Source organism: Burkholderia pyrrocinia, assembly GCF_001028665.1.
Lineage (GTDB): Bacteria > Pseudomonadota > Gammaproteobacteria > Burkholderiales > Burkholderiaceae > Burkholderia > Burkholderia pyrrocinia.
This window is the reverse complement of the sequence record NZ_CP011505.1, coordinates 847,785-874,003: the sequence shown is the minus strand read 5'-3', so window position 1 is coordinate 874,003 and position 26,219 is coordinate 847,785. Positions and strand designations below refer to the sequence as shown.

The following is a 26,219-nucleotide window of genomic DNA, read 5'->3' as shown; positions in this document are numbered from 1 at the left end:
GTCGCCGGAGCCGGTTCTCGAGTCGCGCGATCTCGTACGAGCGCGGCATCCTGTCTAGCGCGGCGTCGCTCAGGCGACTGCCGTGTCGGTTGCCTCCACTGCCATCGCACCGCACGCGGCCGAGCCCGACGCCGACGCAGCGCCCGCGAGCCGTCGATAACGCGCGAGCGCCCACAGCGGGAAGTACGCGGTATAGCCGTGATACTTCAGGTAGAAGATGCGCGGAAAGCCCGGCGCATTGTGCGAGCGGTGCCACCAGAAGCCGTCGTCCTGCTGCACCGACTGCAGATACGCGATGCCGCGCTTCACCGAGTCGGATTCGCAGTCACCGAATGCCATCTGCGCGAGCAGCGCCCATGCGGTGCAGTTCGACGTGCTTTCGCCGGAATTCGTGCCGGCGAGTTTCGGGTCGATATAGCTGTCGTTCGTCTCGCCCCAGCCGCCGTCCGCATGCTGCCGTGCACGCAGCCAGTCGAGCGCGCGGGCGATGTACGGCTGCGATTGGTCCTCGCCGGCGAGCGCGAGGCCGGCCAGCACGCTCCAGGTGCCGTACAGGTAGTTCGTGCCCCAGCGGCCCCACCAGCTGCCGTCGGGCTGCTGCGTGCGCTTCACGTAGTCGATGCAGCGCACGAGCGACGCGCGGTCGTCCGCGCGCTTCGTCACGCCGAAGCACAGCAGCACGCGGCCCGACACGTCTTCGGTCGGCGGATCGAGCAGCGCGCCGTGATCGGCGAACGGGATCGCGTTCAGGTACATGCGGTCGCAGTCGGCGTCGAAGGCCGCGAAGCCGCCGTTGCGCGACTGCAGCCCGCGCATCCAGTCGAGCGCGCGCGCGACGCGCGGCGCATACGGGTTCGTGCCGTCCTCATTGCGATGCGTGCGGCCGCGGCGGTCGAGCATCGCGGTGACGAGCGCGCTGTCGTCGATGTCGGGGTAGTACGGGTTCGCGTACTGGAATGCCCATCCGCCCGGCTCCGTATCGGCCGGTGCGTTCTCGATCCAGTCGCCGCGCAGGTCGTTTACCTGGCGCTCCGCCAGCCAGTCGTACGCGCGCTCGATCCGTGCGTCGAGTTCGCGCAGCGCGCCGGCCGGCTCGCCGGCTTCCGGCGCCGCCACGCCGCGCGCCTGCTCGAGCGCCATCGTGCTCCATGCGGTGTCCCACACCGGCGACAGGCACGGTTGGCAATACACGCTGCCGTCGGGCCGCGTGACCAGCAGCTTTTCGAGCGCGTTTTCGCAATCGCGCCGCAGCGGATGATCGTCCGGATAACCGAGCACGTCCATCATCTGGTAGCTGTACACGATCGGCGGGAAGATGCCGCCGAGCCCGTCCTCGCCGTTCATGCGTTCCGCGCACCATGCCTCTGCATGGCGGATCGCGCGCTGGCGCAGGCGCTTCGGCATCAGCGGCTCGATATGGCGGACCGTGCGGTCGAGCGCGAGGAACAGCTTGCGCATGCCGCGCGCGGGCGGGAAGTAGTGACGTTCCTGGTCCGGCGGCGTGACGAACAGCTCGCGGATCGACACGTTGCGCGGATTGCGGGCGCGCGCCTTCAGCGAGCACAGCACGAGCAGTGGCACCATCGTCGTGCGCGCCCAGTACGCGACCTTGTACATCGAGATCGGCACCCACTTCGGGAACAGCACGAATTCGATCGGCATGAACGGCGCCGCGCGCCACGGCACCTGGCCGAACGTTGCAAGCAGGATGCGCGTGAACACGTTCGAGCGTGCCGCGCCGCCGAGCTTCAGGATCGCGTCGCGCGCGCGGACCATGTGCGGCGCGTGTTCGCTGTCGCCGGCCGCCTTCAGCGCGAAATACGCCTTCACGCTGCACGACACGTCCGGCGCGCCGTCGACGTACAGCGCCCATCCGCCATGCGTGTCGAGCCGCTGGTTCGCGCGCAGGTAGCGCGCCATCTTCTCCTGGCGGACGTCGTCGATCCTGTCCATGAAATGCATCATCAGGATGTATTCCGCGGTGATCGTCGCGTCGGATTCGAGTTCGAAACACCAGCTGCCGTCGGGCTGCTGAAGACGCACGAGCGCGTCGCGTCCACGGGCGATGGCGGTGTCGAGCGCGGACCAGGGGGATGGGGTGGGTTTGTTCATGCGGCGGATCATACCATCCAGCCGGAATGTTTATATCGAGACGCCGGGTGCTAACATCCGCACCATGAAAAAACGCCTTGAACCCGCGCCGCACGACGTGTCCGCGCCTGTCGAACCGGCTGGAACGGCCGCCGCACGGGCGTCCGAGGGATCATCGGCGCCGGTGGCTGCCGCCGCTGCCGGCGTGCGGCGGAAAAAAGCACCGGATCAGGTGCGCGCGCAATTGCTGGCGGCCGCATCCGAGATTGCGACGCATCACGGCGTGGCCGCGTTGACGCTCGACGCGGTGGCCGAGCGTGCCGGCGTGACGAAAGGCGCGCTGCAGTATCACTTCGCAAACAAGCAGGGGCTGCTGGATGCGCTGTTCGGGCAGGCGACCGAGCGGTTCGCCGCGCAGATGGCCGCTCGTACGACGGCGGATCCCGGCGGCGACGGCGCGGCGGCGCGGGCTTATCTGCATGCGGTGCTCGATGCGGCCAATCCGGCGGCGAGTACCGATGTGCTGCGCGTGCTGGTCGCGTCGATGATTACCGAGCAGGAAACGCGCGCGCGCTGGTCGGTGCCGATGCGGGAATGGTCGCGGCCCGATCCCGTGCCGCTGGAGCGGGCGGCGACGCTGATGATCTGCCGGCTCGCGGCCGACGGGCTGTGGATTTCTGAATTGCTCGACAGTGTCGAGGTGTCGAACGAGTTGCGTTCGGAGATCGTCCGGCAACTGGATGCGATGAGCAAGGGGGTGTTTCCGAAGGAGGGCGATGACGCGGCGGGACGCGGACGCATCGGAAGAATGACGTGATCACGTTGTCGCGCGGCCTTGGCCTCGAACCCGCTTGCTCGCAATCGGGCAGTTGGCTATGCTGGTGCGCATGTACCGATCGCCTACCCGTTCGATTATTCGCGCCGCACTTTTGCCGGCGGGGTAGCCATCGACTGAATGCATGTGATCACAACCCGCCCGGAAGGCGGGTTTTTGCTTTCTGGGCAATCGATGGAGCGCCTGGAAATGCAGACTGAAACGACGCGTCACGCAACAGCATCGAACGATGCGGTCATGCTCCACATGGTATGCGGCAAGATCGCATCCGGAAAATCGACGCTGACCGCGGCGCTCGCGAGCGCCGAGCGGACCATCTTGATCAGCGAAGACGATTGGCTGGCTCGCCTCTATCCGGGCGAGATTCTGTCGATCGACGACTATGTCCGCTGCGCAACGCGCATCAAGGATGTGATCGTCGATCACGTCCGCGCTTTGCTGCAGGCCGGTGTCTCGGTGGTTCTCGATCTTCCGTTCAATACCGTCGCTGCGCGCGCATGGGGGCACGCGCTTTCGCAGGCCGCCGGCTGCGGCCATCGACTGCATTACCTCGATGTCGGCGATGCGGTTTGCAAGGCGCGTCTGCGCGTGCGCAATGCGCAAGGGGAGCATCCGTTCCAGGCGTCGGAGGCCGAGTTCGAGCAGATCACACGGTACTTCGTCGCGCCGGATGCGACGGAAGGGTTGAGTGTCGTGGCTTATGACGAGACGGGCGCCGTCAGCGCGTAGCCTCGCGTCGTGACCGCGCCACCGGTTTGCCGCCGGCGCTTCGCTCAGGCCGGCGGCCGCGCAACGTCATGCGCGTGCCGGAGAGCGGACAAAATATGCGCCAGGTTGCGGGCGGCCTTCGTTAGAATCGGCTTTCGCCAAGAATAAAACGAATCTGCATCGGTGCAGCGGTACCCCGTCACGGATACGGCTCGCCCTGACGCCATTGTTCATCTTTAACCGGAGACGACCATGCCTGGCTTACTTCCCGATGTCGACCGCGACGGGCTCCTCGAATATTCCGTGGTCTACACCGACCGATCGATCAATCATATGTCGCAGCTCTTTCAGGGCGTCATGCGCGACATTTCCGCTTCCCTGAAAAAGGTTTACAACGCGAAGGCGGTCGTCGTCGTCCCGGGCAGCGGGACGTTCGGCATGGAAGCCGTCGCCCGACAGTTCGCGACGAACAAGAAGTGCCTGGTCATCCGCAATGGCTGGTTCAGTTTCCGCTGGTCGCAGATTTTCGACATGGGCAGCATTCCGTCTGAAACGACGGTGCTGAAGGCGCGTCCGGTCGAACCGGGAAGGCAGGCCGCCTTCGCACCGGCCCCGATCGAGGAAGTGGTCGCCGCGATCAGGGAACAGAAGCCGGATCTGGTCTTTGCGCCGCATGTCGAAACCGCATCCGGGATGATGCTGCCCGATGCGTATCTGCGCGCGGTGGCCGACGCCGTGCATGCGGTCGGCGGCATGTTCGTACTGGATTGCATCGCGTCCGGCACGGTGTGGGTCGACATGCAGGCCAGCGGCGTCGATGTGCTGATCAGCGCGCCGCAAAAGGGCTGGAGCGCGTCACCCTGCTGCGCACTGGTCATGCTCAGCCCGCTCGCCCGCGAACGAATCGATGCGACGACCAGCACCAGCTTCGCGTGCGATCTTCGCAAATGGCTGCAGATCATGGAAGCGTACGAGAACGGCGGGTTCGCGTATCACGCGACGATGCCCACCGACAGTCTCGCGACGCTGCGCGACGTGATCAAGGAAACCGACGCATACGGTTTCGACAAGGTGAGAGCGGAGCAGCTCGAGCTCGGCACGCGCGTTCGCGCGCTGCTGGCCGACAAAGGTTTCAGGAGCGTGGCGGCTGAAGGTTTTCAGGCGCCGGGTGTCGTGGTCTGCTACACGGACGACGACGGCATTCGATCCGGCAAGAAATTCGCCGATGTCGGCTTGCAGATCGCCGCCGGCGTTCCGCTGCAATGCGACGAGCCTGAAGATTTCAAGACCTTCCGCATCGGATTGTTCGGTCTGGAAAAACTGCATGACGTCGAAGGTGCGGTTGCCAGGTTCGCCGACGCGCTGGAGCGCGTTCTTTAGGTCGATTTTCCGCGGCACGTGCGCAGCCGAATCGTTGCCGGCGACGTCGAAAGGGAAGGTCGGGAAGTTCGAACCGAGCGCGCGGATCGGATCGGAAGGTAACGAATCGATCGCGCGCGACGTTCGGGCGCGCTGTGTCGTGCGCGCCCGGGTGCCTCATTTGCGTTGGGCGTCCGGTACTGGGGCGTTACGTTTAACCGCGGTTTAACCGCGCGTGTCGACCCAGTTGCGTGCCCAGCGCGTCGAGTGCTGCAGCGCCTGCGCTTCACTCGTGAAGTAATCGAGCGAATAGAACTGGTAGCGGCCTTCGGCGCGCGAGCTGTCGGTGCGTTCGAGCAGCAGGTTGGATGAAAAACTACCGTCGGGCAAACGATGCGCCGAGGGTTGGACGGCATAGCCGTTGTATTGTTGAATTCGTTTGGTGTGCATTTTAATTTTAATGATGTGCGAATGCGCGCGTGCCGTGCCAAATGTGCACGGATGCGCCGATTCAAAGCCATTGCGAGCTGAATCTGAAGCAGTCGGAATGCGAAAAAAGGGCCTTTCAGCCAGAGGGGAGAATGAAGTGCAACGAGGCGTGTGGCGCTTGGCAAGCTGCTGAACAAACAGATGCAGCTATGAGCGATCGCGCCAACTTTGGGAGACAACGCTCCGCGAGGATGTCGCTGCAACCCGGCGTCCGTTTCAGGAGGCCGGGTCCTTCAAACTTTACAGCGGCTTGATGTTGGCCGCTTGCAGACCCTTCGGGCCTTGCTTCGTTTCGAAGCTCACCTTCTGATTTTCAGCCAGCGTCTTGAAGCCGTCGGCCCGAATTTCGGAGAAGTGCGCGAACAGGTCGTCGCCGCCCTTGTCCGGAGTGATGAAGCCAAAGCCTTTGCTGTCGTTGAACCACTTGACGATACCGGTATCCATGAAGAATCCTTGAGAAAAAAATAAGTAAATTTGCTCTGTTCAAGAGCGGGAGAAGCATCAAGGAGGGAGTGGACAACGAATACCGCTGAGAGGCGATCAATTGATGAACAGCAATCGAACTTCTTGAACTTCAGGGGCGTACACTAACCGCCGGGTGGTGTCAGCGTCAATGGTTAACTTGTAACTGTTTCACCGGGTGGGTGGTTTTGTGGGTGAGGTGATGTGGCCCTGACTGGCTGTGCGCCATGCCTGGCATGGTGCGCAGGTCGGACAGAGCCTAAGCCGGGGTCGGGGGTCTGAACGACCCTGAACGGACGCTCGCGTGCGATCGAAGCGGCCATTGACGCTCCTGTTCGAGGCAGCATGGCCCTTGCACGGCCGCGACTCATCACGCTATTTCTTCTTCGACGCAATCGCCGCCAACTTTGGCCAACGCATTCAGCAATCCTGTTCGAAGCGTGTTCAACGCGAGACTCTTTGCGTCGAGTTCGGCGAGCTTTGCTTGCAGGCACGCGACCTTTTGGTCAACGCCGAAGGTCGGACTTTCCCATACATGGACAACGTCGCCAATTTCCGCCAGCGTGAAGCCCAGCGCCTTCGCGTGAACGATCAGCCGTATCCGCTGTAACGAAAGTTCGGAATAGCGCTTGTAAGTGTTCGTCGCGTTAGGTTGCGTTGCTTTGTCCAGCAGACCCATACGCTCGTAGTAACGGACGGTGTCGCGCGATACACCCGCCCGCTTGCATAGCTCGCCGATGCGCATGCTGCCTCCAATCAATGTCGTGGAGCGTCATTTACGCTTGACCGTTGCCTATAGTCAACGGTTTAGAGTGCAACTCCCGTTCCACTCCATCAGCAGCCCATGAGCAAATCTTTCGATTTTGGCGGAAAAACAGCACTCGTCACGGGTGCATCGTCGGGTATCGGGCGCGCGTTTGCCTACGCGTTGGCCGAACGCGGTGCGAGACTCCTGCTGGTCGCACGCTCTCACGACAAGCTGCGCGATCTGGCCGCAGAACTGCGACGCGACCATGCGTGCGACGCCGATTTTCTGACGGTCGACCTGAGCGAGGCCAACGCCGTCGACACGATCGATCGTCATCTGAAGGCGACCGGCACGGTCGTCGATGTGCTGATCAACAACGCGGGCTTCGCAGCTTACGGGCGCTTTGAAACGATTCCGTCGACGCGCCAGCGCGATGAAGTCCTGGTGAACTGCATCGCCGCGATCGAGCTGACGCATCTTCTGCTGCCGGGGATGCAAGCGCGATCCGATGGCGCAGTCATCAACGTCGCGTCAACCGCGGCATTCCAGCCCGATCCGTATATGGCCGTCTACGGCGCGACGAAGGCCTTTCTCCTGTCATTTTCGGAAGCCGTCTGGGCAGAGAACCGGCAGCGGGGCATCCGGGTCGTCGCGCTATGTCCTGGTGCGACGCAAACGGCCTTCTTCGACGTTGTGGGCGCGAAGGAGGCTGCGGTCGGCGTGCCGATGCCGGTCGCGAACGTGGTGCAGGATGCGTTGTGGGCGCTCGATCGCAATCTGAGCTATCGGGTCGTGGGGGTGCGAAATCGGCTACTTGCGAACTTGCAGAGACTACTGAGCCGCCAGATGTCGGCTCGGCTCGTTGAAAAAATCCTTCGCCCGAGAGAGGTTCAGGATTTCGCGGCAACAAATCTCAATGCGTAGGGTTGCGCTGTTTCCACATGGTAGGCTCTCGACGTTGCGATCCGCAGATCGTCTTCGGCGGATACCCGACCAACCTCGTTGCCCACTTCGCTGAGGAAGCGCTCATGGATCGTCCGCAGGCAATTCCAACGCAGCAGGTATTGAATGAACGCGTGATTGTCACCGAGTGGCGATTTGCACCCGGCGCCGAGACCGGCTGGCATGTTCACGGGCATGACTATGTCGTGGTACCGCAAACGGACGGCCAACTTCTCCTCGAGACAGCGCAAGGCAACCGGGAGTCGCAACTGCGTGCAGGGCAAAGTTACGCCGGGTTGAAGGGGGGGAACATAACGTCGTCAACGCGACCGACCACGAGGTGGTATTCATCGAGGTGGAGATTCGCTAACGCAGCTCTTGAGTGGAAGCGCAGACGAACGGCCGCTTCGAACCGGCCCGGCCGACTGACGGCTCCTGGCCGGTTGCCGACAAACGCAATCGCCTGCTACCTCCCTTTTGCAGACCTCCGGCGCCCGGAGGACAATACCCTCGGAAATCCCTTCGGAGGCCGCGCGACATGACCAACTTTCAACCCGATGGATGGCATACCGTCACGCCCCGAATCGCGGTCCGGGATCCGGAAAACCTGATCGAATTCATCCGGACGGTGTTTCACGCACAGGGCGAATTCCGCGCCGGGCTGCCTGCCGAAATGCGGATCGGCGATTCCGTCGTGATGGTCAGCGGCGGAGACGGCCTGCGCGATCTGATGCCGGCGTTTCTGTACGTCTATGTCGAGGATGTCGATTCGACTTATCCGCGAGCGATTGCAGCGAACGCGATCTCGCTCGAAGTTCCAGCCGACATGCCCTACGGCGACAGGCGCGCGATGGTGAGGGATCCGTGGGGAAACACATGGCAGATTGCCACGCACCAGCGCGACTTCCCGGTTGACGAGATCCGTTCAAGGCTGGCCAACGACGGATAGCCGATCATTGCAGCGCAGGGCGTGACCCGAGGGTTTCGCTTTCCGTCCGCGGTTGCCCGAATTCCGCCCGCGGAGCCCCGCCGGCACGGCTTCGCTCGACAGCGAACGCACCGGCCGCACGCATCTTCAGCCCCCCCCATCTGTCGCAATCGTCAAGATTCGCGTCGCGTGCAGATAAAACCTTCCCGCCGACCGCGTCGTTAACCCGTTCGTAGCCCACGTGCCGCATGTTGCGCATGTTGCGACGCAGCGCTCGTCTTTCGTGATCCGGAATCCACATCCGCCGCAGGCCGCGCGTGGCCTGCGCAAGGGAACGTCATGCGAAAACAATTCACCATCCGTGGCGGACTCGTCGCGACCATCGCCGGCTATACCGTGCTGCTCGTGCTGGTGGTCGGCGCATGCATCGCCGGCCTCTACGTGAGCAATGGTTCGCTCGAGGCGATGTACCGCGACGACACCGCGTCGCTGCTGCACCTGAAGACCAGCTCCGAGCGGATGCTCGTGCTGCGCGAACGGATGAGCGACGTCGCGCAGATCATCAGCGCCGGCCAGCCGGGCAAGGCGGAAATCGCGCAACTCCATACGCTCCTCAAGCAGAGCAACGACGAGCTGGACGCCTACACGCGCCTGCACGCGCGCGACGCCGACGAGCAGGCGCTGTTCGACACGCTGCAGAGCCGCCGTCGCGCGTTGCTCGACCGTGTGTTCCTGAAGGCGCTGTCGCAGCTCGACGGCGACGACGCGTTCAACTTCCTCGACACGCAGCGCACCGCGCCACCCGCGCTGTTCACCGCGTACCAGGACGCGATCGACGCGCTCGAATCGTTCCAGGTCGCACGCGAAAAGGCCCGCTACGAGGCGGCCGGCGTTCATTTCCACCGGATCGTGTGGGGAATGGCGGCGGTCGCGGTGCTTGCGCTCGTCGTCGGCTTCTTTGCGCAGCGCGTGCTTGCGAAGGCGATCATCGAACCGATCAATCTCGCGGTCGATCAGTTCGAAAAAATCTCGAAAGGCGACCTGACCGGAACGGTCGTCATTCCCGGCGCAAACGAGATGGCCTATCTGCTGAATGCGCTGAAGCGGATGCAGGACGGTCTCGTCGACACCGTCAGCCAGGTGCGCGCGAGCACCGAGACGATCGTCGGCGACGTCCGCACGATCGCGAGCGGCAACGTCGACCTGTCCGCGCGCACCGAGCAGCAGGCCGTGTCGCTGCAGCAGGCGGCGGCGAGCGTCGAGCAGCTGACGGCGGCCGTGCGCCAGAATGCTGACAACGCGCGCGATGCGCGCACTTACGTCGAGGGTGCGGCCGGCATCGCGTCGCGCGGCGGCGACGCGATGCAGCGCGTCGTCGAGACGATGTCCGAGATTTCGCGCAGCTCCGCGCGAATCTCCGGCATCGTCGGCGTGATCGAGAGCATCGCGTTCCAGACGAACATCCTCGCATTGAACGCCGCCGTCGAAGCCGCGCGTGCCGGCGAGCAGGGGCGCGGTTTCGCGGTTGTCGCGACGGAAGTGCGCGGGCTCGCGCAGCGTTGCGGGTCGGCGGCGAAGGAAATCAAGGATCTGATCGGCAATTCCGCGCGACGCGTCGAAGACGGCAGCGGCCTCGTCACGCTGGCCGGCTCGGCGATGGCCGAGCTCGTTGCCGCGGTCGAGCGCGTGAACGCGATCATGAGCGAAACCAGCAACGCCTTCGAGGAACAGTCGTCGGGCATCGAGCAGGTGAACGCCGCGGTCATCCAGATGGAACAGACGATGCAGCGCAATGCCGCGCTGGTCGAGGAAGCGGCGGCCGTGGCGCTGTCGCTCGACGAACAGGGCTCTCGGTTGAGCGCGGCGGTCGCGCAGTTTCGGCTGCGTGACGAGGCTGTCGCGTGACGTACTGATGTCCGCGGTCGCAGCCGGATTGTCGATGTCGAATGCTTTCTGACGCGCTGACGAACGAAGCCGCTTTCCGTATGGCACGCGAGAGGCCGGAACGCGTTACCGTGCCGGCGGCACCATTGTGTGTTGATTTACTGCGGCGATTCAGGCAACTCGTAGTCGAAGGTGTATGAATGCTGGCCGTTGTCGATGTTGATGATCATCGAGCCGGAGAGCCCCAGCAATTCTCCCGTCCCGGAATCGGGTACGACGGTGATCGATTGCTTCGGCTGCCCGCGGCTCATGGTGGAGCTGTGCTGCAGGACGAAGCTGCCTTCGCGGCCACCCAGCGTGCCTTGCACGGTTTCCATCGCGACGTAGCCCGCGGAGCCCTGGACAGTGGTTCGAAACGCGAGCATTTCGCCGTGACTGACGGCTTCCAGGTCGCCGTGAAATTGCTTGTCGAGCGACATGCGGCCGAGCCCGGTATTTTCTGCAACGCTACTCAGGGATTCGGGATTCAGCTTCACTTCAAACGGACCGTTGGCCTGCAGTTTCATTGCGGATCTCCTCGTCGAATGGACACTCCGCACTATAAGGCAATCGGGTTCCGCCGGAGGTAACGGTTTGCTTGATACGCCGGGATAGACCGCAAACCGTGTGCCTCGCTGCGCGTGAGGCGATAATCGGCATCCAGTCTTTAATCACCCGAGCCCGTGACGACCCCTGCGTTTGCCCCCTTTCAGGATTTGGCCAAGACCCTGCTGGCTCACTGGAACGACGCCAATGGCGACGGCTCCCATGACACGTCGCATCTGCAACGCGTGTGGAAGAACGCGGTGGCGATCCATGCCGAGGAGGGCGGAGACGCCGAAGTGCTGTTTGCGGCGACACTGCTGCACGACTGCGTGGCGGTAGAGAAGAACGCTCCGCATCGTGCGCAGGCATCGCGTCTGTCGGCGGACAAGGCACGGTTGGTGCTGAAGTCGCTGGGTTGGCCGCACGCGAAGATCGACGCTGTCGCGCATGCGGTCGAAGCGCATAGTTTTTCGGCCGGTGTCGCGCCGATGACGCTGGAAGCAAAAACGCTGCAGGATGCCGACCGGCTCGATGCGATCGGCATGCTGGGTGTCGCGCGTTGCTTCTATGTCGCCGGCCGGATGGGCAGCGCGTTGTATGACCCGGTCGATCCGCACGCGTCGGCACGCGAACTCGACGACACGCGATTCGCGATCGATCACTTCCACACGAAACTGCTGAAGCTGGCGTCCGGTTTTCAGACCGCTACCGGTGCGCGTTTGGCGAACATTCGCCACGATCGGTTGCGTCGCTTTCTCGACGAGTTTGTTGACGAGATCTGACTGCGCGATCGGTTGCGTTCGACCTGATGCCTGCACCCGATCGACATCGTCTAATGCGAAACGATATGATCATCGGGTTCTGTCCCGAGAATGCTATTTTGAAAACCGCAACTTCAAAATTCATCAACGCACGTGTTTCGACGTTTCGAATTGGCGCAGTGGTCGCGGCGGTCTCGTCGCTCGCCGCCGCCGCTGCACCGCCGGCACAGGTCGCTGCATCGTCGTCGGCCTTCCGCTTCGCTTTGCCGGGCGGCGCGGCGATTCTCTATGGCAACGCCTCGAACCCGCGAGCACCATTGTCCGGCCGCGCGTGGCAAAAGGCCGTTTTCCAATTCCCGAACGGTACGACATTCGGTCTGCTGCCACGAGCCGGCGAGTCGAACGCGGGCGACGGCACGCAAATGGAGTCGCCGAACGACGGCGATATCTCGCCATCCGGCGAATACGTCGTCGTCGCGCGGGACGAGCAGGGGACCGTCTCGACTGGACCAGGGCAACCGGAATCCGTACTGAGCCGCGAGTACTGTTCCATGATCGAGATCCGCACCGGATGCATCACCGCCGATCAAACAGGCGCGATATGCGGGGCGGGCTGGCAGGCTGGCCAGCCTGCTCAGTGGGGAACGGACGGGCATACGGACACGATGCTGAAGCGCGACCGTCCATCGGCAAACCGGCAGCTTGGTTACATCAGCGCCGGTCAGCCGGCGAAGCTGACCATTCGCGACGACTCCGGCGCCGACAACCTGCTGCGCTGCGATCCGCCATCGGTGGCCAATCGTGACGCGTATCGGAAGATTGCGATCGCCCTGCATGCGGCACGCGCACGCAACGATGCGCGATTGATCGACGTCGCGCTTTCGAAAGCGGGCAGTGGTGCCGGCACCACGCATCGGCCGGCGACCGCATCGACGCCAACGGCACCGCTTCATTCGTCACCTGATTGATAGAGCACCTTCAACTGCGACAACTCTTCGATGAATCGATCCTTCAGAGCCTGCGGCCCGAGGATCTTCAGATGCGCGCCGTACCCCAGCAGCTTCCGCGCGCCGTGCTCGATGGATTCGATGGGCATCAGGAGTTCCTTCCATCCTGACGGCACCTCCGCGCTGCCGGCCTTCTGCAAGACCGGCGCGGTCTTGATCCGCGCATTGGCCAGCCAGTTCTCGGCGCGCGGCGACACGGCGATATGGGCGGTCAGCCGATAAAGATCGGTCTCGTACCGGCTCATCGCGTCACGCCAGTGCGCCGCCAGATCGAATCGCGCAGGGCGCTTGAAACGGCGGCGCGTCGCGCTGAATTCGCAGATATTCGCCAGCCGGAAGGTCAGTGCGCCGGGCTTGCCGACGACCTTGGCAATCAGGTACCAGGCGCCTCCCTTGAGCACCAGGCCGAGCGGTTCGAGTTCGCGGCGGGACATACCGCGCCAGCTCCGATACTTCACGTCGATACGATACGAACCCCACACCGCGTCGGCGACTTCTCGCAGGAATTCAGGCGTTTCCTGCGCCCGGTACCAATCGACGGTATCGATGTGCAGCCGGCTGGCGACACGATCGGCCTGCTCGCGCGAGCCGGGAGGCAGGCTGGCCATCATCTTCAGCCGTGCGGAGCTGGCCATGCCGTCGAGGCCCAGCTCTCTCGCCGGCCCTGGCAAACCCGCCAGGATCAGCGCATGCGCTTCGTGCTCGGTGAGCCCGGTGAGATCGGTACTCCAGCCGTCGCGCAGCTGAAAACCGCCGTTGCGGCCGCGATCGCCCCAGATGGGCACGCCGGCAGTGGAGAGCTGGTCGATATCGCGCAGGATCGTGCGCTCGGACACCTCCAGCGCTTCGGCAAGCGCCGGTGCGGTCATCCGGCCGCGCGCTTGCAGCATCATCATGATCGACAACAGGCGACTGGCTTTCATACGCGACACGTTACCTCAAATACCTGACATGAGGTGTCATGTTATAGGACTTATGCTTTGCGGCATGCCTGATCCGTTCAATCGAGAACAAGCTCGAACAAGCACGAGCGCATTCGAGAAAGTAAAGGAAAAGCGATGAAGATAATTTCCGGACCGCTGAGCATGTTCGGTGCCAAGGTCGAGATTGCTGCGCACGAGAAGGGTATCGACTTCGAGCTGGTGATGGCGCCGTTCAGCCAGCTTCGCGGCTATGACCCAAAGCATCCCGACGTACTGCGCATCAATCCGAAGCGGCAGGTGCCGGTGCTGATGGACGGCACGCTGGAGATCTTCGATTCCACGCAGATATTCGAATATCTCGAGGATCTGAAGCCCGATCCTGCGTTATGGCCGGCGCATCCGGCGGCGCGCGCCATCGCGCGTCAGCTCGAACATTGCAGCGACGAAATCTATTTTCCGCACGTTATCCGGCTGATGGGGCTTGAAGCGACGCCGGACGATCCGGCGGCGCAGGCCGCGCGCGCCGAAGCGTCGCAATACTATCGGCGCATGGAGCGCGTACTTGCCGATCGGGAATTTCTGGCCGGGGCGTATTCCTATGCCGACATCGCGTTTTACATGGCGCAGTTGTTCGGTGCACGCAAGGGGGCGCCGATGACAACGGAGACGCCGAACCTGCTCGCGTGGCGTGCGCGGATGACCGCACGTCCCGCCGTGCGGAAAGTCGCCGGCGCGATGGCCGGCTATCTCGCGTCGATCGGAGAAGCGGTTCCCGATTTTCTTCGCGGGCTTGACCAGGTGCCTTCGGTAGCGGGTAGAGGGCGGCCTTCAGCCTGAGATTTCGGCTTTCATTGTGACGTATCCCGTGCCTGCTCCTGTTCGATGGATCGGCTGCGCGATCACGGCGTGGTGACGATACGCGGCAAGGGCCGTCGCACGACCGCCAAATGATTCGACCGCAACGCGATTGCCGGCGAGCCACGTAATCGAAGACCGACTTGCTCCTCTATTCGGATCCTTGACCTTAAAGTTGACTTCAATCCTAGAGTGCTTGCTGACGGCAGTGAATCGGCAGGCTTCGGGTGTTGCCTGCGACGGTCAATCATCGACGAGAGGCGACGAACATGGACAGGCGGTTTACACAGGTTGAATTCGGGCCGCATACGGTCGACGTGCCCGAAGGCGGGTACTACGACCGGTTCCGGATGAATCCGGACCTGGACGAGGTGGCGCGCGATCCCGCCGCGGGGAAAATCGATTTTTTCCGTCGGATTCCGAAGCGTCAGGTCGTTTCGCGGGTCGGGCCGACCTGGGCGCCGAACTTCTACTACCGTTCCAGCAGCATTCAGCTGTTGTTCCTTGCGCCGCTCGAACGCCTGCGGACCATGCTGCCGGTACCGCTCGAACCGCTGCGAGCGCTCCCCGGGCAAGGGCTGGTCGCGCTGACCTCCTTTTCGTATTCGGTCTGCGATAACGATCCGTATGACGAAGTTTCCGTCGCGGTGGTGATCCGCCGGCCCGGCGCGCGCGGGTCGCACGCACTGGAGCTGATCGACTCGATGCGGCGCCGGAGCTTCTTCGCGCACGTGCTGGCGCTGCCGGTTACCACTGAAATCGCGCGGGTTCGCGGCGTACACGGCTATCAGTTGCCCAAGTGGCTCGCCGATATCGACGTGAACCTCGGCGCCGCCGCCAGCGCACGCATTGCCGGCTCGGGAGGCCGTCCGGATCTGAGCCTGAGCGTGCCGCTGCCTGCGCTGACCCACGTCGCGCCGCAATCGCGGATGAGCACGACGACGATGATCAATCGCATCGACGGCGAATGGCACCAAACCTTGGAGCAAGCCAATACGCTATCGTTCGCCCAGCGCCTGTTGCCGCGCGGTGTCGAGCTGGTGCGGCACGGCGGCCCGCTGAGCCAGCTGCTCGACGGGCTCGGCGCTTCCACCGTCATGCGTCTCGACGTGGTAAAAGACGCGCAACTGGTCCTGAACCTGCCGACGCCTTTGAAGGCCTTCGATGAACCCGGAAAGCAACGCTAACGGCACGGATGCTCGCGACACGCCCGCGCCGAAGGAACCGTCCATGACCCAGCCGACCCACGATCTCGTCGTATTTGGCGCCACCAGTTTTGTCGGGCAGATCCTGACCCGCTACCTGTCCGATTACCTGTCGGGCGCCGACGAGACGCTGCGCTGGGCCATCGCCGGCCGGTCCGAAGCGAAGCTCAGGCAGGTCAGGGATGCGCTCGGCGCGGCGGGGCAGTCCGTGCCGATCATCGTCGCCGACGCGGCCGACGAAGCGCAATTGCGGGCGCTTTGTGCGCAAACGCGGGTGGTCGTGTCGACTGTCGGGCCCTACGCGCTTTACGGGGAGCCGCTGGTCAGGGTCTGCGCGGAAACCGGCACCGACTACTGCGACCTCACCGGCGAGACGCAGTGGATCAAGCAGATGATCGAAAAATACGAGCCCGCGGCCCGGCGATCGGGCGCGCGCATCGTTCATTGCTGCGGGTTCGATTCGGTTCCGTCGGACATGGGCGTGTTCTTCCTGCAGCAACAGGCACGGCAGCAATGGGGCGTGCCGGCCGGGCAGGTGAAGATGCGCGTCAGAACGCTGAAGGGCGGCGCATCGGGCGGTACGGTGGCGAGCGTGATCAACGTCGTCCGGGAAGCCGCGGCCGATCCCGCGTTGCGCAGGGAACTGCTCGATCCTTATTCGCTGTGCCCGAAAGGTCATGGCTTCGCGGTGCGGCAGCACGCGGTTCGATCGGCTGAATTCGATCGCGACTGCGACGCGTGGATCGCGCCCTTCGTGATGGCGGCAATCAACGAGCGTGTCGTGCATCGCTCCAATGCGCTTGCAGGTAATGCGTACGGCAGCCGGTTCACCTACGACGAAGCCGTGATGACCGGCACGGGCCTCAAGGGCCGCCTGGCCGCGCTGGCGATGGTGGCAGGCCTCGGCGCGTTCATGGTGGGTGTCCTCATCAAGCCGGTGCGCAGCCTGATGGAGCGCTTCCTGCTGCCGAAACCCGGTGAGGGTCCGAGTGCCGCGGCCCAACTGGCCGGCCGCTACGACTTGCGTTTCTTCGGCCGCGCCGACGACGGGCGAACCTTGCGCGTGAAAGTCACCGGCGACCGCGATCCGGGCTATGGCTCCACCGGCAAGATGCTGGGCCAGGCCGCGATCGGTCTTGCGTTGGATTGCGGCGGGGACGGCATCAAGACCGGGCGCGGCGGCGGTTTCTGGACGCCCGCGACGATGTTCGACGAGCGCTTTGTCGAGCGTCTGGTTCGCCACGCGGGGTTGCGTTTCGAGGTGATTTGAGCGCGATTCCTGTCCGCTATGCGAAAGGAAAAGATAAAGATCGGATTGCGAATCAATGTGAGGAGACAACTTACCGTCACGGCAGGTCAAATGGTCGGATGCGTTTAGGCCGGGCAGTCTCGGAATCAGCACCTTCTCGTGGCGCGCCACGCTGTTCCATCTGCTGCTCGACGTTATAGGGCACCTTCTTTACGACGCCGGCCAGGACATCAAAGCACGGAGATGCCTGCTACGGCCTGTTGCGTCTGCCTGCCCCCGCGCGAACCGCGGTTTCATCGAAAATCGTCGCGGCGAATTCGGCCGCAGCCGGCATCCGGGCGTCATGCATCATCACGAATTCCACGTCCGGCAGTTCCGGCAACCCTTCGGACCCGGTCAGTTCGCGGAGCGTGTCGTCGATCGCACTGCGTGGCACCGGCGTGATCGCGATGCCGGCGCGCGCGAACGTCAGGATGCCGGTGACGCTCGGGCTTTCGCATGCGATCCGGTAGCGCATGCCGGCCAGCGCGAGCGCCTTGATGGCGGCCCCTCGGTACGGACATGGATCGGGAAAGCACGCGAGCGGGACCTCGCCTTCCGGAAGCGGCTCGTGGCGCGCAAACGCCCAGACGAGCGGTTCCTGCCACAACGTCGCGCCCTGGCTCGTGTGCGAACACCGGCTGCCGATCACGAGATCGAATTCGCCGTTTGCGTGCCGCCGAAACAAGCTGTCGCCGATGTCGACCGTCAGATCGAGACGCAAGCCGCGCCGCGCGGCGCTGTAGCGGCGCATCACGTCGGGTAGCCAGCCTCCCGCGAAATCCTCCGATGCGCCGATGCGCAGCTTGATGTCGACTGCGTCGCCGGGCCCCAGCCTGGACCGCGCTTCCTCGCTCAGGTTGAGCATCGCGCGAGCATATCCGAGCAGCGTCTCGCCATGCTCGGTGAGCGAGACGCTGCGCGTATTGCGCACGAGCAGCGCACGGCCGACCTGTTCTTCAAGACGAACGACCTGGGCGCTGACCGCCGATTGGCTGAGATTCAGCCTGCGACCGGCGCCGGTAAAACTCCGCATGTCGGCGACCGCCACAAACGTATGAAGAAGGGCCGTGTCGAGAGGGTTGCTCATTGATCTTCAATCCGGGTTAATTCAATCAATTAATAGCGTTTCCAAATTATAGGCCGACTCGATAGGCTGCGAATTGCAGTGGGCGACCGCGCATCCCGCGCGTCGCCGTCACTCTTCGCGAGGACAGGCTCCATGACACGCGTGCTCTATATCGAAGGTTCACCCAACAAGGAATATTCGGCATCCATCGAAGTGTGCAATGCATTTCTCGATGCATACCGTCACGCCCATCCCGATCACGAGATACGGAAGCTCGACATCTGGGATCTGGCGATGCCCGAGTTCGACGGAGCCGCGCTTGCCGCGAAATACGCCGGGCTGAGCGGAACGGCGTTGACGCCGGCGCAGGCCGCGGCGTGGCAGCAGATCGAGCAGCTCGCGGCGCCGTTCCACGAAGCGGACAAGTTCCTGTTCGGCGTGCCGCTGTGGAATTTCAGTATTCCATACAAACTCAAGCACCTGATCGATGTGATCTCGCAGAAGGACGTGCTGTTCACGTTCGACGGTGCGGGTTTCGCTGGCAAGCTGGCCGGGAAAAAAGCGGCGGTCGTCTACGCGCGCGGGCTCAGCTACGAGTCGCCGGGTTCGTTCACGCCGGCCGCCGAGTTCGACCTTCAGCGCCCGTACATGGAAACCTGGCTGAAGTTCGTGGGCGTGAAGGACGTCACCGGCATTGTCGTCGAGCGCACGTTGTTCGGTCCGGACGGAAAGGTCGATCGCAGTCGTGCGATCGACGAAGCCCGTGCGATTGCAAGCGCGTTCTGAATAAGGATGCCGCGCTTCACATCCGGCGCGTCGGCGGAACATGCCCGACGGTCGCCTGGAAGCGCGGACCGGACACACGAATCAGCGACCGCCGCGTGCGATCGCGAGTGCGACACCGAAGCCCACGAGCAAGCCGCCAAAGGTGCGGTCGATCCAGTGGCGCAGCGACAGCAAGCGGTCGCGGACGGCCGTGGCGGAGAAACAGACCGCCACCAGGCTGAACCAGCCGGCATGCGCCAGCGCGATGAAGGCGCCGTAGCCGATCTGCACGATCAACGGCGTGTCGGGCCGGACTGCCTGCATGAACAGGCTGACGATGAACACCGTGGTTTTGGGATTCAGCACATTGGTCAAAAAGCCGGTGCGCAGCGCCGCCAGATCGGACAGCGGCGCCACCGGCACGTCGGGTTGCCCGGTGTTGGCCTTCGTCATGAGCATCTTCGCGCCCAGGTAGATCAGGTAGATCGCGCCGACGAGCTTGACGGCGTTGAAGAGCCACAGCGATTGGCGGATCAGCAGGCCCACGCCGAGCAGCGTGTAGCTCACGTGGACCGTCACACCCAGCCCGATACCCAGCGCGGTGAGCAAGCCGGATCGGCGCGACAGCATCAGGCTGTTGCGCGTGACCATCGCGAAGTCCGGCCCCGGGCTGATGACGGCCAGCAGCGTAATGGTGACTACAACTATCAATTCTGTCATCGCATTGTCCTTTCGATTGATGTCGTCATGGCACAATCGTAGAGACTGAATTCCATCAGGAAAAGCGATGATTTCTGACCAGGATGGTGAGACTGACTCACAATCAATCCGCGCAAACCTGCCGTCGCTGATGGCGTTGCGTTGTTTCGAGGCGGCGGCGCGTCACGAGAATTTCAGCCGTGCCGCCGACGAACTGTGCTTAACCCACGGCGCGGTCAGCCGTGCGGTGCGTCTGCTCGAAGATGACCTGGGCGTGGCGCTGTTTCAACGGCGCAGTCGTCGTGTTTTCCTGACCGATGCGGGCCGCAAGCTGGCCCAGGCGGTATACGAGGGCCTGGGCCTGATGCGTCACGCCGCGCACGAATTGCGCACCGAGGCTGCCCGCGCGCGGCGTTGGGTTCTGTCGTGCGAGCCAACGCTCTTGATGCGTTGGCTGATCCCGCGCTGGCCGGACTTCCAGGCGCGATATGCGGGCGTCGACATTCACCTTGTCGCTGCGGGCGGCCCGTTCTCGTTCGATAGCGGCATCGACATGGCCATTCGCCGCAACGACTTTGCGTGGCCGGCGGGATATCACGCCGAACGCCTGTTCGCCGAGCGGGTGGGGCCGGTTTGTCGGCCGGACAAAGTCGACGCGTGGTTTTCCCGTGGTCGCGGGGGTTGCTTGTTGAAGCCGGATGCTCCGCAATTGCATACGCGCACCAGGCCGGACGCGTGGAAGGAATGGGCGGTGGCGGCGAATCAGCCGACGGGGAAAGGGCGGCCGCAGATGTTCGAGCATTTCTATTTCAGTCTGCAGGCGGCTGTCGCGGGGCTGGGGGTTGCCGTCGGCCCGTGGCATCTCGTTCGCGATGATCTGGAAAGCGGTGTGCTGGTCGCGCCGATGGGTTTTGTGGAAGACGGCTCGCACTACTGTTTGTTGACGCCGGAAGCCGTGGCGGCTGGAAGCGCGCAGTCGGATCTGCTTGCGTGGTTGACGGCGATGGTTTGACGGTGCGGAAGGGGGCCGCGTGACGCTGACCGGGTATTTAAATGTCTGGCCAACATATGTGGCGACTCGAACACGCGCGGATTTTTTCATGATCGGCCGGCCCTATTGGAGATCACGTGACCTTCCGGGAAAATCCGACACACGTTATCCAGTGCAGATCATTCCAACAGGATGAATACTCGAATGGCAATTCCCGACCAACAGGCATGGAATGCCTGGCAACCGGCCACACTCGCTCAACGATTGAGCGATATTCATTTGCCCTGGTGCGTAGTCGGTGGATGGGCGCTCGATCTTTGGCACGGCGCCCGGACGCGCGAACACGACGATCTGGAATTCACGATTTTGCGGGAAGACTTCGGCAGATTCCGTCAGGCGCTCAGCGATCTGGCGTTCTACACGGCGCACGCCGGCGTTGTCGGAAAACTGCCGGAAAACCAGGAACCGCCGCCCGAAGTCATGCAATTCTGGGGATTCGACCGCGCTGCTGAATGTTGGCGGGTCGATATGATGATCGAGCCTGGAACGCCTGAATGGTGGGCCTACAAGCGAGATCCGTCGATCAGGCGACCGCGTGCCGCAATGGTGATGAGAACCACCGACGACATTCCGTATCTGAATCCGACCGCCGTGCTTCTGTTCAAGGCACGGGATCGACGCCCCAAAGACCAGCAGGATTTCGACAGGGCACTACCGAAACTGCCGGTTAGCGAACGCGTGTGGCTAAAAGACTGTCTCGGCGCGCTTCACCCCGGCAATGAATGGGCGCGGGCGCTGTAACGGCCATTCATCATCTTTTTGCGGGCATTCATCGATGCGTTTGTAAACAATGGCGGCCGTTGGACTACAGTGAACAGTTCCCGGCGCCATTGAGCCCGCTTCCTTCACGCGAAGGTCAACGACGAGGTCGAGCGATGCAACTTCAAACCGGTAATCTGTTCAGCGTCGAAGGGCAGCGCGGCGGCGACGAGCGGGTCGACATCCTCGTGACGGGGCAGCGCCTGAACGTCGAGCGGATCGTGTCGATGGGGCATGCGAGCCCCGACGGGTTCTGGTATGACGACTCGCGCGCCGAATGGGTCGTGCTGCTGTCGGGGGCGGCCGTGCTCGAGTTCGAAGAGGGTTCGACGCGACACGACATGCGCCCGGGCGACTACGTGCTGATCGAGCCGCATTGCCGCCATCGCGTCGCGTGGACGCACGAAGACGAGCCATCCGTCTGGCTGGCGATTTATTACGAACGCTGAAGAAAGTATTGGCGCGCGACGCGATCTGCCGATTAATCGGCAGCGCCACGCACCAAACAGGACAAAACGCCGTCAACCCGGAGCGGTCTTTGGATACCGCCGGTATCGATGCCCCATATCGCCGGACAGCGCGCTGAATCGCGCGCCGGTGCGCGTCGAGAACCTTATTCCTGGATCAGGAATCGATTGCGATTCTTCGCATCCTTGATCCATGCGGGCGCGCGACCGCGGCCGGACCAGGTCGCACCGGTCTTCGGATCGCGATACTTTGCCTGCACGGGTGCTGACGCCTGTTTGGCCGGGCGACCGCGGCGCGCACCGAAAATGTCCTTCTCGGTAATGCCGAATTCCGCGACCTTGGCGCGGATGTCGTCGACGATCGACTGGAATTCCGCGGCGCGCGCTGCTTCGGCTTTCTCGGCCAAAGCTTCCATTTGGGCTTTCAATTCCTTGTAAGTCGCCATATATCACTCTTCAGGTTGTATCCATACATGATAGCGCTTTCAGCCGCGATTTATGGAGAAATTCTCTTCGAGTGTCGTCTCGCGCACAATACGGCGATGCACGACTGATTCGAACACCTGAAGGATGCACCGCTTTGGCGGTTCAAGGCACGCAGACTCAAAGCATCTAGCGGCCTGACGACGCTTCTTCGCAGCCGATCTTCTCTTTTGGGACAAGCGCCGAAGACTCAATTATTCTTTATCTTTTTTTCAGAAGGATCGGGGATTTCACCGATGAACAGAGACGATAAGCTGAGACAGGTCGCAACCGAATTCGGATTCGATCCGGACGAGGAAATCAGGATCGGCGGAAAGTACACGCCCGTTCTGGTCGACGGGAGTACGGCCTATATTGCCGGCCAGATTCCGCGCGTGGGGGAAGTAGTGCACTTCATGGGCGAGGTGGGCGAATCCGTTTCACTGGACGACGGTCGCCGTGCGGCCGGCATTTCGGCGCTGCGTGCGCTGTCGCTGATTCGCAAGCATTGCGGCACGCTCGACGCGATCGCGACGGTTCCCCGCATCACTGTGTACGTGCGGAGCGCACCCGGCTTCACGATGCAAAGCGAAGTGGCTGACGGCGCCTCCGACGTTTTGTATGCAGTGCTCGGCGATGCGGGCGTCCATACGCGTTCGTCGGTCGGCGTGCTGCAATTGCCCAAAGGCGCTTCGGTGGAAGCGGATTTCATTTTCGGATTGAACCGCAGCCAGGCCGGTCGCTGATGCGTCTGCGGCCGGGTTCGGCGATCGGTCGGACGCGCAGTGCAATGGCGGGCGTATCGACCATCTCCTCCATCGCGCGCCACATGCGGAAATACTCGCGGGTCGTCAACCCGCTCTCCGGCCGCGCGAACAGATCTGCGGGCAACGGCGCGCACCGCAGCAGCTCGTCGACTCGCAGGCCGAGATCGATGATCATGACCTGCCGGCCCGGTGAAATCGCGAAACGGTTCATCGCCGCAATTGCCCGGTCTCGACAAGCTGTTGAAAGAATTCATTCATCGATTCGGCGAGCGGGCGGTAGCGAATGCCGAGTTCGTTGCGGCTGCGGCTGTTGTCGGCGCGCCAGGGAAATCCGACGTTGCGTGCGATCACGCGGCGCGTCACGTCCTTGTTCGCCAGCGGGCCGAACAGCCACACGAGCCATTTCGGCAGGATGCGCCGCGGAATCGGGTAGTCGGCGCCGTACCGGTCGAGCAGTGTGGCCGCCATCGCCGGCAAGCTCGTGTCGTGGCCCGAGACGATGTAGCGGCCGTTTGCGTCCGGCAGGAATGCGGCGCGCAGATGGGCATCGGCCACATCGCGCACGTCGACCGCACCGATGCCGAGATCCGGCACGCCCACTTTCATCGTGCCGTTGCCCATCTGCCGCACGATCTCGAAGCTTTCCGACGTGGCGTACGGATTGATGCCCGGCCCGATGACGAGCGACGGATTGACGGTCACGAGATCCCAGCGGTCTTGCCCGCCGGCGATTTTCCACGCTTCGCGCTCGGCCACGGTCTTCGAATACGAATACGGCTGGTGAGTCAGCGACGAGCTGGTGTTCCAGACGGCCTCGGTGAACACGCCGTTCGGTGTCGCGGCGAGATCGGCATTGTCGCCGTAGATGGCGGCGCAACTGCTGGTCAGCACGACACGCCGGACCGACGGCGTGCGGTTGGCCGTTTCGAGCACGTTGCGCGTGCCGAGCAGCGCCGGATCGACCAGTTCCTTCTGCGGATCGCTGACATGAACAGTGAACGGCGACGCGGTGTGGAACACGATCGCGCAACCGGCCATCGCGTCCGCGTACGATCCGGGTTCGAGCAGATCGGCGCGGAAATAGCGGATCGTGCCGGGTGCGCCGGCCGCGATGCGCTGCAGATGCTTCAGCTTGTCCGGGTCGTCGGGATCGCGGACGGCCGCATGGACCGTCACGCCCGCGTCGAGCAGCCGTTGCACGAGCCGGCCCGCGACATACCCTGTTGCGCCGGTCACCAGGACGGGGAGGTCGGTATCGATTTGCATCTTCGTGGCTTCCGTGGCGGATGATGTTCGACATGATGCCGATTTTTCGCGGGGCGATGACACGCGAAGTGCCCCGGTCGACAGGCGAAGTGCGACAGGTGCGGCCGTATCGGCATCGCGTGCCGGTGCGACGGATCATGGGCCGGCCGGACGACTGGCCGGTTGCCGATTCATGCTCGATGCGCGAGTCATTGACGCGTCGCCCCGCGCCCGATTACGCTCCGCGGAGCGCACATCGAGGAAGATCGATGAACGACGACGCGACGGAACGGGTGATCGAATTCGCCAAACATGTCATCGGCTACATGCAATCCGCCGTTCCCGGCTGGAACGAAGTTTACGTCCGTTTCGACGCGCCGAGCGATGTTCAGCGCGGCGTACGTGCTTCATACGCGACGGCGGCCGGCATCGCGTTGATCTCGACGATGGAGCATCGCGGTTTGGTCGACGGCGTCATGCACATCGGCGCGCAACTGCGCGACGCGCTGGCGAATGAAGGAAAGAAATTGCGCGTCGCGCTTTTTCGTGCCAATTCCCGGTTTTCCTATCGAATGGATTACGAATGGAACGACCACGCGCGCTGGAACATTACGAAGCTCGGTGGCGCATCCGGCCGTCCGGACGGTCTGGAAGCGCTTGAACCGCTGGACTGATGGCCGCTCCGGACGTGGCCGCTTCGGCAATCGCGGCAACGGATGCGTCACCGATTCGTCACATTGACGGAATAACAACGATACGTATCGCCGCAAAGACGGAGATCTGCAATGGCGAAAGCAAAAAAGAAGCTGCTACCGAAGGACTTCGAATCGTTGCTCGACGAAGGCGACGTCGCGAAGCTGCAGGCCGTGTTCGACACCTGCGACGTGAATGCGCGTGGCGGGGTCAGCAAACGGACGGCGCTGTCGTTCGACCGTTGCCCCGACGATCTCGCGCGCTGGCTCGTCGCGCAGGGCGCGGACGTGGGTGCGGCCGACGCATACGGCAACACCGCGCTGCACGTGCGCGCCCGCAGCCGCCGCAGCCGTTTCGACGTGCTGTTCGAACTCGGCGCGGACGTTCACGATGACCGTGCATCGATCGGCACCGCGCTGCACGCGGCGGCCGACTCGCGTAATGCGCAGTCCGCCCGCGTGCTGCTCGACCACGGCGCCCGCGTCGATGCGTTGAACCGCGACGGGCAGACGCCGCTCGAACGCGCGCTGCGTACCTGCGGCAATGCGGACCTGGAGCACATGGTCACGCTCGCCGAGGTGCTGCTCGACGCCGGTGCGGCGAGGACGCCGCCCATGCAAACCAGCGTCACGGAGATCGGCGAGCGCTTCGAGTTCATGCGCGAGCGCTTCAACCCGGAATCCGTCGATGCAGCCAGCGCCGCGCTGGAGCGGCTCTACACGCTGTTCGACGTGCCGCCGGTGCCGCGCCGTCAACTGCACGACGCGCAGTCGCCGATCGTCGTCGCGGCCGGCACGTGGCAGGAGCAGCATCAGGCGTTGTGGACGCAACTGGTGCCGGGGGCCGGGCATGCGGCGACGGTGCAGGGCGAACTCATCCGGATCTCGGGCCGCATCGCGTACGAGCTCGACCACAACGGAGGCTGCAACTGGGATGCGGACTTCCGGAAGATGGCCGATGCGTTCGCGGCATTCGTGCGCACCGGGACGTCGCTGCCGTCGGCCGATTTGTCTGACGTGGAAGCGCTCGTGCACGACGTCAAACGCCAGTCAGGCGACCCGGCGCAACTGTGCCGGGTCGCTGTCGCATGGGTGCGCCTGAACCCCGACCCGGTCAAACTCGAACCGCCGCCTTATCGGCGGTAACCGTGCTCCGGCGCGCACGGAGCGATG

Annotated in this window: 29 protein-coding genes and 1 pseudogene; 19 read left to right on the top strand and 11 right to left on the bottom strand. The window is 63.4% G+C overall.

The window, feature by feature from the left end; genetic code table 11:
• Positions 1-69: 69 nt before the first annotated feature.
• Positions 70-2,124 (bottom strand): squalene--hopene cyclase, encoded by a 2,055-nt coding sequence (gene shc, locus ABD05_RS34010; protein WP_047904494.1) that lies wholly within the window; start codon positions 2,122-2,124, stop codon positions 70-72.
• A gap of 52 nt (positions 2,125-2,176) precedes the next feature.
• Between shc and ABD05_RS34005 the strand changes: the two genes are divergently transcribed.
• The 3 genes from ABD05_RS34005 to ABD05_RS33995 all read left to right on the top strand — a co-directional run bounded on the left by ABD05_RS34005 (position 2,177) and on the right by ABD05_RS33995 (position 5,014).
• Entirely contained in the window at positions 2,177-2,908 is a 732-nt protein-coding gene (locus ABD05_RS34005) for a TetR/AcrR family transcriptional regulator (RefSeq protein WP_047904493.1), read from the top strand.
• A 207-nt stretch (positions 2,909-3,115) separates the two neighbouring features.
• Complete coding sequence (locus ABD05_RS34000; protein WP_047904727.1) at positions 3,116-3,655, top strand: P-loop nucleotide/nucleoside kinase family protein; 540 nt, start codon at positions 3,116-3,118, stop codon at positions 3,653-3,655.
• A gap of 231 nt (positions 3,656-3,886) precedes the next feature.
• Positions 3,887-5,014: an aminotransferase class V-fold PLP-dependent enzyme gene (locus ABD05_RS33995; RefSeq protein WP_047904492.1), complete on the top strand. Its 1,128-nt coding sequence runs from the start codon at positions 3,887-3,889 to the stop codon at positions 5,012-5,014.
• A 204-nt stretch (positions 5,015-5,218) separates the two neighbouring features.
• Here the strand turns inward: ABD05_RS33995 and ABD05_RS33990 are convergent, their stop codons facing one another.
• From ABD05_RS33990 to ABD05_RS33980, 3 genes are all read right to left on the bottom strand, one after another.
• On the bottom strand, positions 5,219-5,443 hold the full coding sequence (locus ABD05_RS33990) for a hypothetical protein (protein WP_047904491.1): 225 nt from the start codon (positions 5,441-5,443) through the stop codon (positions 5,219-5,221).
• Positions 5,444-5,722: 279 nt separating this feature from the next.
• On the bottom strand, positions 5,723-5,926 hold the full coding sequence (locus tag ABD05_RS33985) for a cold-shock protein (RefSeq protein WP_011549079.1): 204 nt from the start codon (positions 5,924-5,926) through the stop codon (positions 5,723-5,725).
• Between the two features lie 388 nt (positions 5,927-6,314).
• Positions 6,315-6,689 carry a heavy metal-responsive transcriptional regulator gene (locus ABD05_RS33980; RefSeq protein ID WP_047904490.1) on the bottom strand — a complete coding sequence of 125 codons (375 nt, stop codon included), beginning with the start codon at positions 6,687-6,689 and terminating at the stop codon, positions 6,315-6,317.
• A 99-nt stretch (positions 6,690-6,788) separates the two neighbouring features.
• Here ABD05_RS33980 and ABD05_RS33975 point away from each other — a divergent pair, with 99 nt between their 5' ends.
• The 4 genes and pseudogenes from ABD05_RS33975 (at position 6,789) to ABD05_RS33965 (ending at position 10,467) form a co-directional block, all read left to right on the top strand.
• A complete protein-coding gene (locus tag ABD05_RS33975; RefSeq protein WP_047904489.1) occupies positions 6,789-7,616 on the top strand; it encodes an SDR family NAD(P)-dependent oxidoreductase in 828 nt (275 codons plus the stop codon).
• Positions 7,617-7,720: 104 nt separating this feature from the next.
• A pseudogene (locus ABD05_RS39220) lies at positions 7,721-8,004 on the top strand (cupin domain-containing protein).
• Between the two features lie 168 nt (positions 8,005-8,172).
• Positions 8,173-8,583, top strand: coding sequence for a VOC family protein (locus ABD05_RS33970; RefSeq protein ID WP_047904488.1), 411 nt, complete (start codon positions 8,173-8,175; stop codon positions 8,581-8,583).
• Positions 8,584-8,901: 318 nt separating this feature from the next.
• The gene (locus tag ABD05_RS33965) at positions 8,902-10,467 is read left to right on the top strand and encodes a methyl-accepting chemotaxis protein (protein ID WP_047904487.1); all 1,566 of its coding nucleotides are present in this window, start codon (positions 8,902-8,904) and stop codon (positions 10,465-10,467) included.
• A 137-nt stretch (positions 10,468-10,604) separates the two neighbouring features.
• Here the strand turns inward: ABD05_RS33965 and ABD05_RS33960 are convergent, their stop codons facing one another.
• On the bottom strand, positions 10,605-11,012 hold the full coding sequence (locus ABD05_RS33960; RefSeq protein WP_047904486.1) for a DUF3224 domain-containing protein: 408 nt from the start codon (positions 11,010-11,012) through the stop codon (positions 10,605-10,607).
• Between the two features lie 156 nt (positions 11,013-11,168).
• Here ABD05_RS33960 and ABD05_RS33955 point away from each other — a divergent pair, with 156 nt between their 5' ends.
• Together ABD05_RS33955 and ABD05_RS33950 are read left to right on the top strand one after the other, a co-directional pair.
• Positions 11,169-11,813 (top strand): HD domain-containing protein, encoded by a 645-nt coding sequence (locus ABD05_RS33955; RefSeq protein WP_047904485.1) that lies wholly within the window; start codon positions 11,169-11,171, stop codon positions 11,811-11,813.
• A 65-nt stretch (positions 11,814-11,878) separates the two neighbouring features.
• Positions 11,879-12,760, top strand: coding sequence for a hypothetical protein (locus ABD05_RS33950; RefSeq protein WP_148669205.1), 882 nt, complete (start codon positions 11,879-11,881; stop codon positions 12,758-12,760).
• Here ABD05_RS33950 and ABD05_RS33945 read toward each other — a convergent pair.
• Positions 12,742-13,722, bottom strand: coding sequence for a helix-turn-helix transcriptional regulator (locus tag ABD05_RS33945; RefSeq protein WP_047904483.1), 981 nt, complete (start codon positions 13,720-13,722; stop codon positions 12,742-12,744). The two genes, ABD05_RS33950 and ABD05_RS33945, sit on opposite strands and share 19 nt — an antisense overlap.
• A 135-nt stretch (positions 13,723-13,857) precedes the next feature.
• Between ABD05_RS33945 and ABD05_RS33940 the strand changes: the two genes are divergently transcribed.
• The 3 genes from ABD05_RS33940 to ABD05_RS33930 all read left to right on the top strand — a co-directional run bounded on the left by ABD05_RS33940 (position 13,858) and on the right by ABD05_RS33930 (position 17,052).
• Positions 13,858-14,559, top strand: a complete 702-nt coding sequence (locus tag ABD05_RS33940; protein ID WP_047904482.1) for a glutathione S-transferase family protein — start codon at positions 13,858-13,860, stop codon at positions 14,557-14,559.
• Between the two features lie 287 nt (positions 14,560-14,846).
• On the top strand, positions 14,847-15,764 hold the full coding sequence (locus ABD05_RS33935; RefSeq protein WP_047904481.1) for a hypothetical protein: 918 nt from the start codon (positions 14,847-14,849) through the stop codon (positions 15,762-15,764).
• 43 nt (positions 15,765-15,807) lie between these two features.
• Positions 15,808-17,052, top strand: a complete 1,245-nt coding sequence (locus tag ABD05_RS33930) for a saccharopine dehydrogenase family protein (protein WP_047904726.1) — start codon at positions 15,808-15,810, stop codon at positions 17,050-17,052.
• A 229-nt stretch (positions 17,053-17,281) separates the two neighbouring features.
• Here ABD05_RS33930 and ABD05_RS33925 read toward each other — a convergent pair whose 3' ends face one another.
• A complete protein-coding gene (locus ABD05_RS33925) occupies positions 17,282-18,160 on the bottom strand; it encodes a LysR substrate-binding domain-containing protein (RefSeq protein WP_047904480.1) in 879 nt (292 codons plus the stop codon).
• A 132-nt stretch (positions 18,161-18,292) separates the two neighbouring features.
• Here ABD05_RS33925 and ABD05_RS33920 point away from each other — a divergent pair, with 132 nt between their 5' ends.
• Entirely contained in the window at positions 18,293-18,925 is a 633-nt protein-coding gene (locus ABD05_RS33920; protein WP_047904479.1) for an FMN-dependent NADH-azoreductase, read from the top strand.
• Positions 18,926-19,006: 81 nt separating this feature from the next.
• On the opposite strand, the gene ABD05_RS33915 is transcribed toward ABD05_RS33920, so the two are convergent.
• A complete protein-coding gene (locus ABD05_RS33915) occupies positions 19,007-19,624 on the bottom strand; it encodes a LysE family translocator (RefSeq protein ID WP_047904478.1) in 618 nt (205 codons plus the stop codon).
• A gap of 67 nt (positions 19,625-19,691) precedes the next feature.
• Here ABD05_RS33915 and ABD05_RS33910 point away from each other — a divergent pair, with 67 nt between their 5' ends.
• From ABD05_RS33910 to ABD05_RS33900, 3 genes are all read left to right on the top strand, one after another.
• The gene (locus ABD05_RS33910) at positions 19,692-20,615 is read left to right on the top strand and encodes a LysR family transcriptional regulator (RefSeq protein WP_047904477.1); all 924 of its coding nucleotides are present in this window, start codon (positions 19,692-19,694) and stop codon (positions 20,613-20,615) included.
• Positions 20,616-20,798: 183 nt separating this feature from the next.
• Complete coding sequence (locus ABD05_RS33905) at positions 20,799-21,395, top strand: nucleotidyltransferase domain-containing protein (RefSeq protein WP_148669204.1); 597 nt, start codon at positions 20,799-20,801, stop codon at positions 21,393-21,395.
• Positions 21,396-21,529: 134 nt separating this feature from the next.
• Complete coding sequence (locus ABD05_RS33900; protein WP_047904475.1) at positions 21,530-21,862, top strand: cupin domain-containing protein; 333 nt, start codon at positions 21,530-21,532, stop codon at positions 21,860-21,862.
• Between the two features lie 164 nt (positions 21,863-22,026).
• On the opposite strand, the gene ABD05_RS33895 is transcribed toward ABD05_RS33900, so the two are convergent.
• Positions 22,027-22,326 carry an H-NS histone family protein gene (locus ABD05_RS33895; protein ID WP_047904474.1) on the bottom strand — a complete coding sequence of 100 codons (300 nt, stop codon included), beginning with the start codon at positions 22,324-22,326 and terminating at the stop codon, positions 22,027-22,029.
• Between the two features lie 273 nt (positions 22,327-22,599).
• On the opposite strand from ABD05_RS33895, the gene ABD05_RS33890 reads away from it, so the two are divergent.
• On the top strand, positions 22,600-23,088 hold the full coding sequence (locus tag ABD05_RS33890; protein ID WP_047904473.1) for a RidA family protein: 489 nt from the start codon (positions 22,600-22,602) through the stop codon (positions 23,086-23,088).
• On the opposite strand, the gene ABD05_RS33885 is transcribed toward ABD05_RS33890, so the two are convergent.
• Positions 23,051-23,320 (bottom strand): AraC family transcriptional regulator ligand-binding domain-containing protein, encoded by a 270-nt coding sequence (locus ABD05_RS33885; protein ID WP_047904472.1) that lies wholly within the window; start codon positions 23,318-23,320, stop codon positions 23,051-23,053. The two genes, ABD05_RS33890 and ABD05_RS33885, sit on opposite strands and share 38 nt — an antisense overlap.
• Entirely contained in the window at positions 23,317-24,375 is a 1,059-nt protein-coding gene (locus ABD05_RS33880) for an NAD-dependent epimerase/dehydratase family protein (RefSeq protein ID WP_047904471.1), read from the bottom strand. Before ABD05_RS33880 ends, ABD05_RS33885 begins: the two co-directional genes overlap by 4 nt.
• Positions 24,376-24,623: 248 nt before the next feature.
• Here ABD05_RS33880 and ABD05_RS38765 point away from each other — a divergent pair, with 248 nt between their 5' ends.
• Both ABD05_RS38765 and ABD05_RS33870 read left to right on the top strand, forming a co-directional pair.
• Positions 24,624-25,028 (top strand): hypothetical protein, encoded by a 405-nt coding sequence (locus tag ABD05_RS38765; RefSeq protein WP_175804814.1) that lies wholly within the window; start codon positions 24,624-24,626, stop codon positions 25,026-25,028.
• Positions 25,029-25,139: 111 nt separating this feature from the next.
• Positions 25,140-26,192, top strand: coding sequence for an ankyrin repeat domain-containing protein (locus tag ABD05_RS33870; protein ID WP_047904470.1), 1,053 nt, complete (start codon positions 25,140-25,142; stop codon positions 26,190-26,192).
• The last annotated feature ends 27 nt before the right edge of the window (positions 26,193-26,219 follow it).

Excerpts from the sequence above, each read along its gene's own strand:
- ABD05_RS33980 (WP_047904490.1), bottom strand. The coding sequence starts at position 6,689 with ATGCGCATCGGCGAGCTATGCAAGCGGGCGGGTGTATCGCGCGACACC.
- ABD05_RS33925 (WP_047904480.1), bottom strand. The coding sequence starts at position 18,160 with ATGAGCAACCCTCTCGACACGGCCCTTCTTCATACGTTTGTGGCGGTC.
- ABD05_RS33940 (WP_047904482.1), top strand. The coding sequence starts at position 13,858 with ATGAAGATAATTTCCGGACCGCTGAGCATGTTCGGTGCCAAGGTCGAG.
- ABD05_RS33960 (WP_047904486.1), bottom strand. The coding sequence starts at position 11,012 with ATGAAACTGCAGGCCAACGGTCCGTTTGAAGTGAAGCTGAATCCCGAA.
- ABD05_RS33870 (WP_047904470.1), top strand. The coding sequence starts at position 25,140 with ATGGCGAAAGCAAAAAAGAAGCTGCTACCGAAGGACTTCGAATCGTTG.
- ABD05_RS33985 (WP_011549079.1), bottom strand. The coding sequence starts at position 5,926 with ATGGATACCGGTATCGTCAAGTGGTTCAACGACAGCAAAGGCTTTGGC.
- ABD05_RS33885 (WP_047904472.1), bottom strand. The coding sequence starts at position 23,320 with ATGAACCGTTTCGCGATTTCACCGGGCCGGCAGGTCATGATCATCGAT.
- ABD05_RS33895 (WP_047904474.1), bottom strand. The coding sequence starts at position 22,326 with ATGGCGACTTACAAGGAATTGAAAGCCCAAATGGAAGCTTTGGCCGAG.
- ABD05_RS33930 (WP_047904726.1), top strand. The coding sequence starts at position 15,808 with ATGACCCAGCCGACCCACGATCTCGTCGTATTTGGCGCCACCAGTTTT.
- ABD05_RS33945 (WP_047904483.1), bottom strand. The coding sequence starts at position 13,722 with ATGAAAGCCAGTCGCCTGTTGTCGATCATGATGATGCTGCAAGCGCGC.
- ABD05_RS34000 (WP_047904727.1), top strand. The coding sequence starts at position 3,116 with ATGCAGACTGAAACGACGCGTCACGCAACAGCATCGAACGATGCGGTC.
- ABD05_RS33935 (WP_047904481.1), top strand. The coding sequence starts at position 14,847 with ATGGACAGGCGGTTTACACAGGTTGAATTCGGGCCGCATACGGTCGAC.
- ABD05_RS33990 (WP_047904491.1), bottom strand. The coding sequence starts at position 5,443 with ATGCACACCAAACGAATTCAACAATACAACGGCTATGCCGTCCAACCC.
- ABD05_RS33910 (WP_047904477.1), top strand. The coding sequence starts at position 19,692 with ATGATTTCTGACCAGGATGGTGAGACTGACTCACAATCAATCCGCGCA.
- ABD05_RS33950 (WP_148669205.1), top strand. The coding sequence starts at position 11,879 with ATGATCATCGGGTTCTGTCCCGAGAATGCTATTTTGAAAACCGCAACT.
- ABD05_RS33890 (WP_047904473.1), top strand. The coding sequence starts at position 22,600 with ATGAACAGAGACGATAAGCTGAGACAGGTCGCAACCGAATTCGGATTC.
- ABD05_RS38765 (WP_175804814.1), top strand. The coding sequence starts at position 24,624 with ATGAACGACGACGCGACGGAACGGGTGATCGAATTCGCCAAACATGTC.
- ABD05_RS33880 (WP_047904471.1), bottom strand. The coding sequence starts at position 24,375 with ATGCAAATCGATACCGACCTCCCCGTCCTGGTGACCGGCGCAACAGGG.
- ABD05_RS33965 (WP_047904487.1), top strand. The coding sequence starts at position 8,902 with ATGCGAAAACAATTCACCATCCGTGGCGGACTCGTCGCGACCATCGCC.
- ABD05_RS33970 (WP_047904488.1), top strand. The coding sequence starts at position 8,173 with ATGACCAACTTTCAACCCGATGGATGGCATACCGTCACGCCCCGAATC.
- ABD05_RS33915 (WP_047904478.1), bottom strand. The coding sequence starts at position 19,624 with ATGACAGAATTGATAGTTGTAGTCACCATTACGCTGCTGGCCGTCATC.
- ABD05_RS33975 (WP_047904489.1), top strand. The coding sequence starts at position 6,789 with ATGAGCAAATCTTTCGATTTTGGCGGAAAAACAGCACTCGTCACGGGT.
- ABD05_RS33920 (WP_047904479.1), top strand. The coding sequence starts at position 18,293 with ATGACACGCGTGCTCTATATCGAAGGTTCACCCAACAAGGAATATTCG.
- ABD05_RS34005 (WP_047904493.1), top strand. The coding sequence starts at position 2,177 with ATGAAAAAACGCCTTGAACCCGCGCCGCACGACGTGTCCGCGCCTGTC.
- ABD05_RS33995 (WP_047904492.1), top strand. The coding sequence starts at position 3,887 with ATGCCTGGCTTACTTCCCGATGTCGACCGCGACGGGCTCCTCGAATAT.
- shc (WP_047904494.1), bottom strand. The coding sequence starts at position 2,124 with ATGATCCGCCGCATGAACAAACCCACCCCATCCCCCTGGTCCGCGCTC.
- ABD05_RS33900 (WP_047904475.1), top strand. The coding sequence starts at position 21,530 with ATGCAACTTCAAACCGGTAATCTGTTCAGCGTCGAAGGGCAGCGCGGC.
- ABD05_RS33905 (WP_148669204.1), top strand. The coding sequence starts at position 20,799 with ATGGCAATTCCCGACCAACAGGCATGGAATGCCTGGCAACCGGCCACA.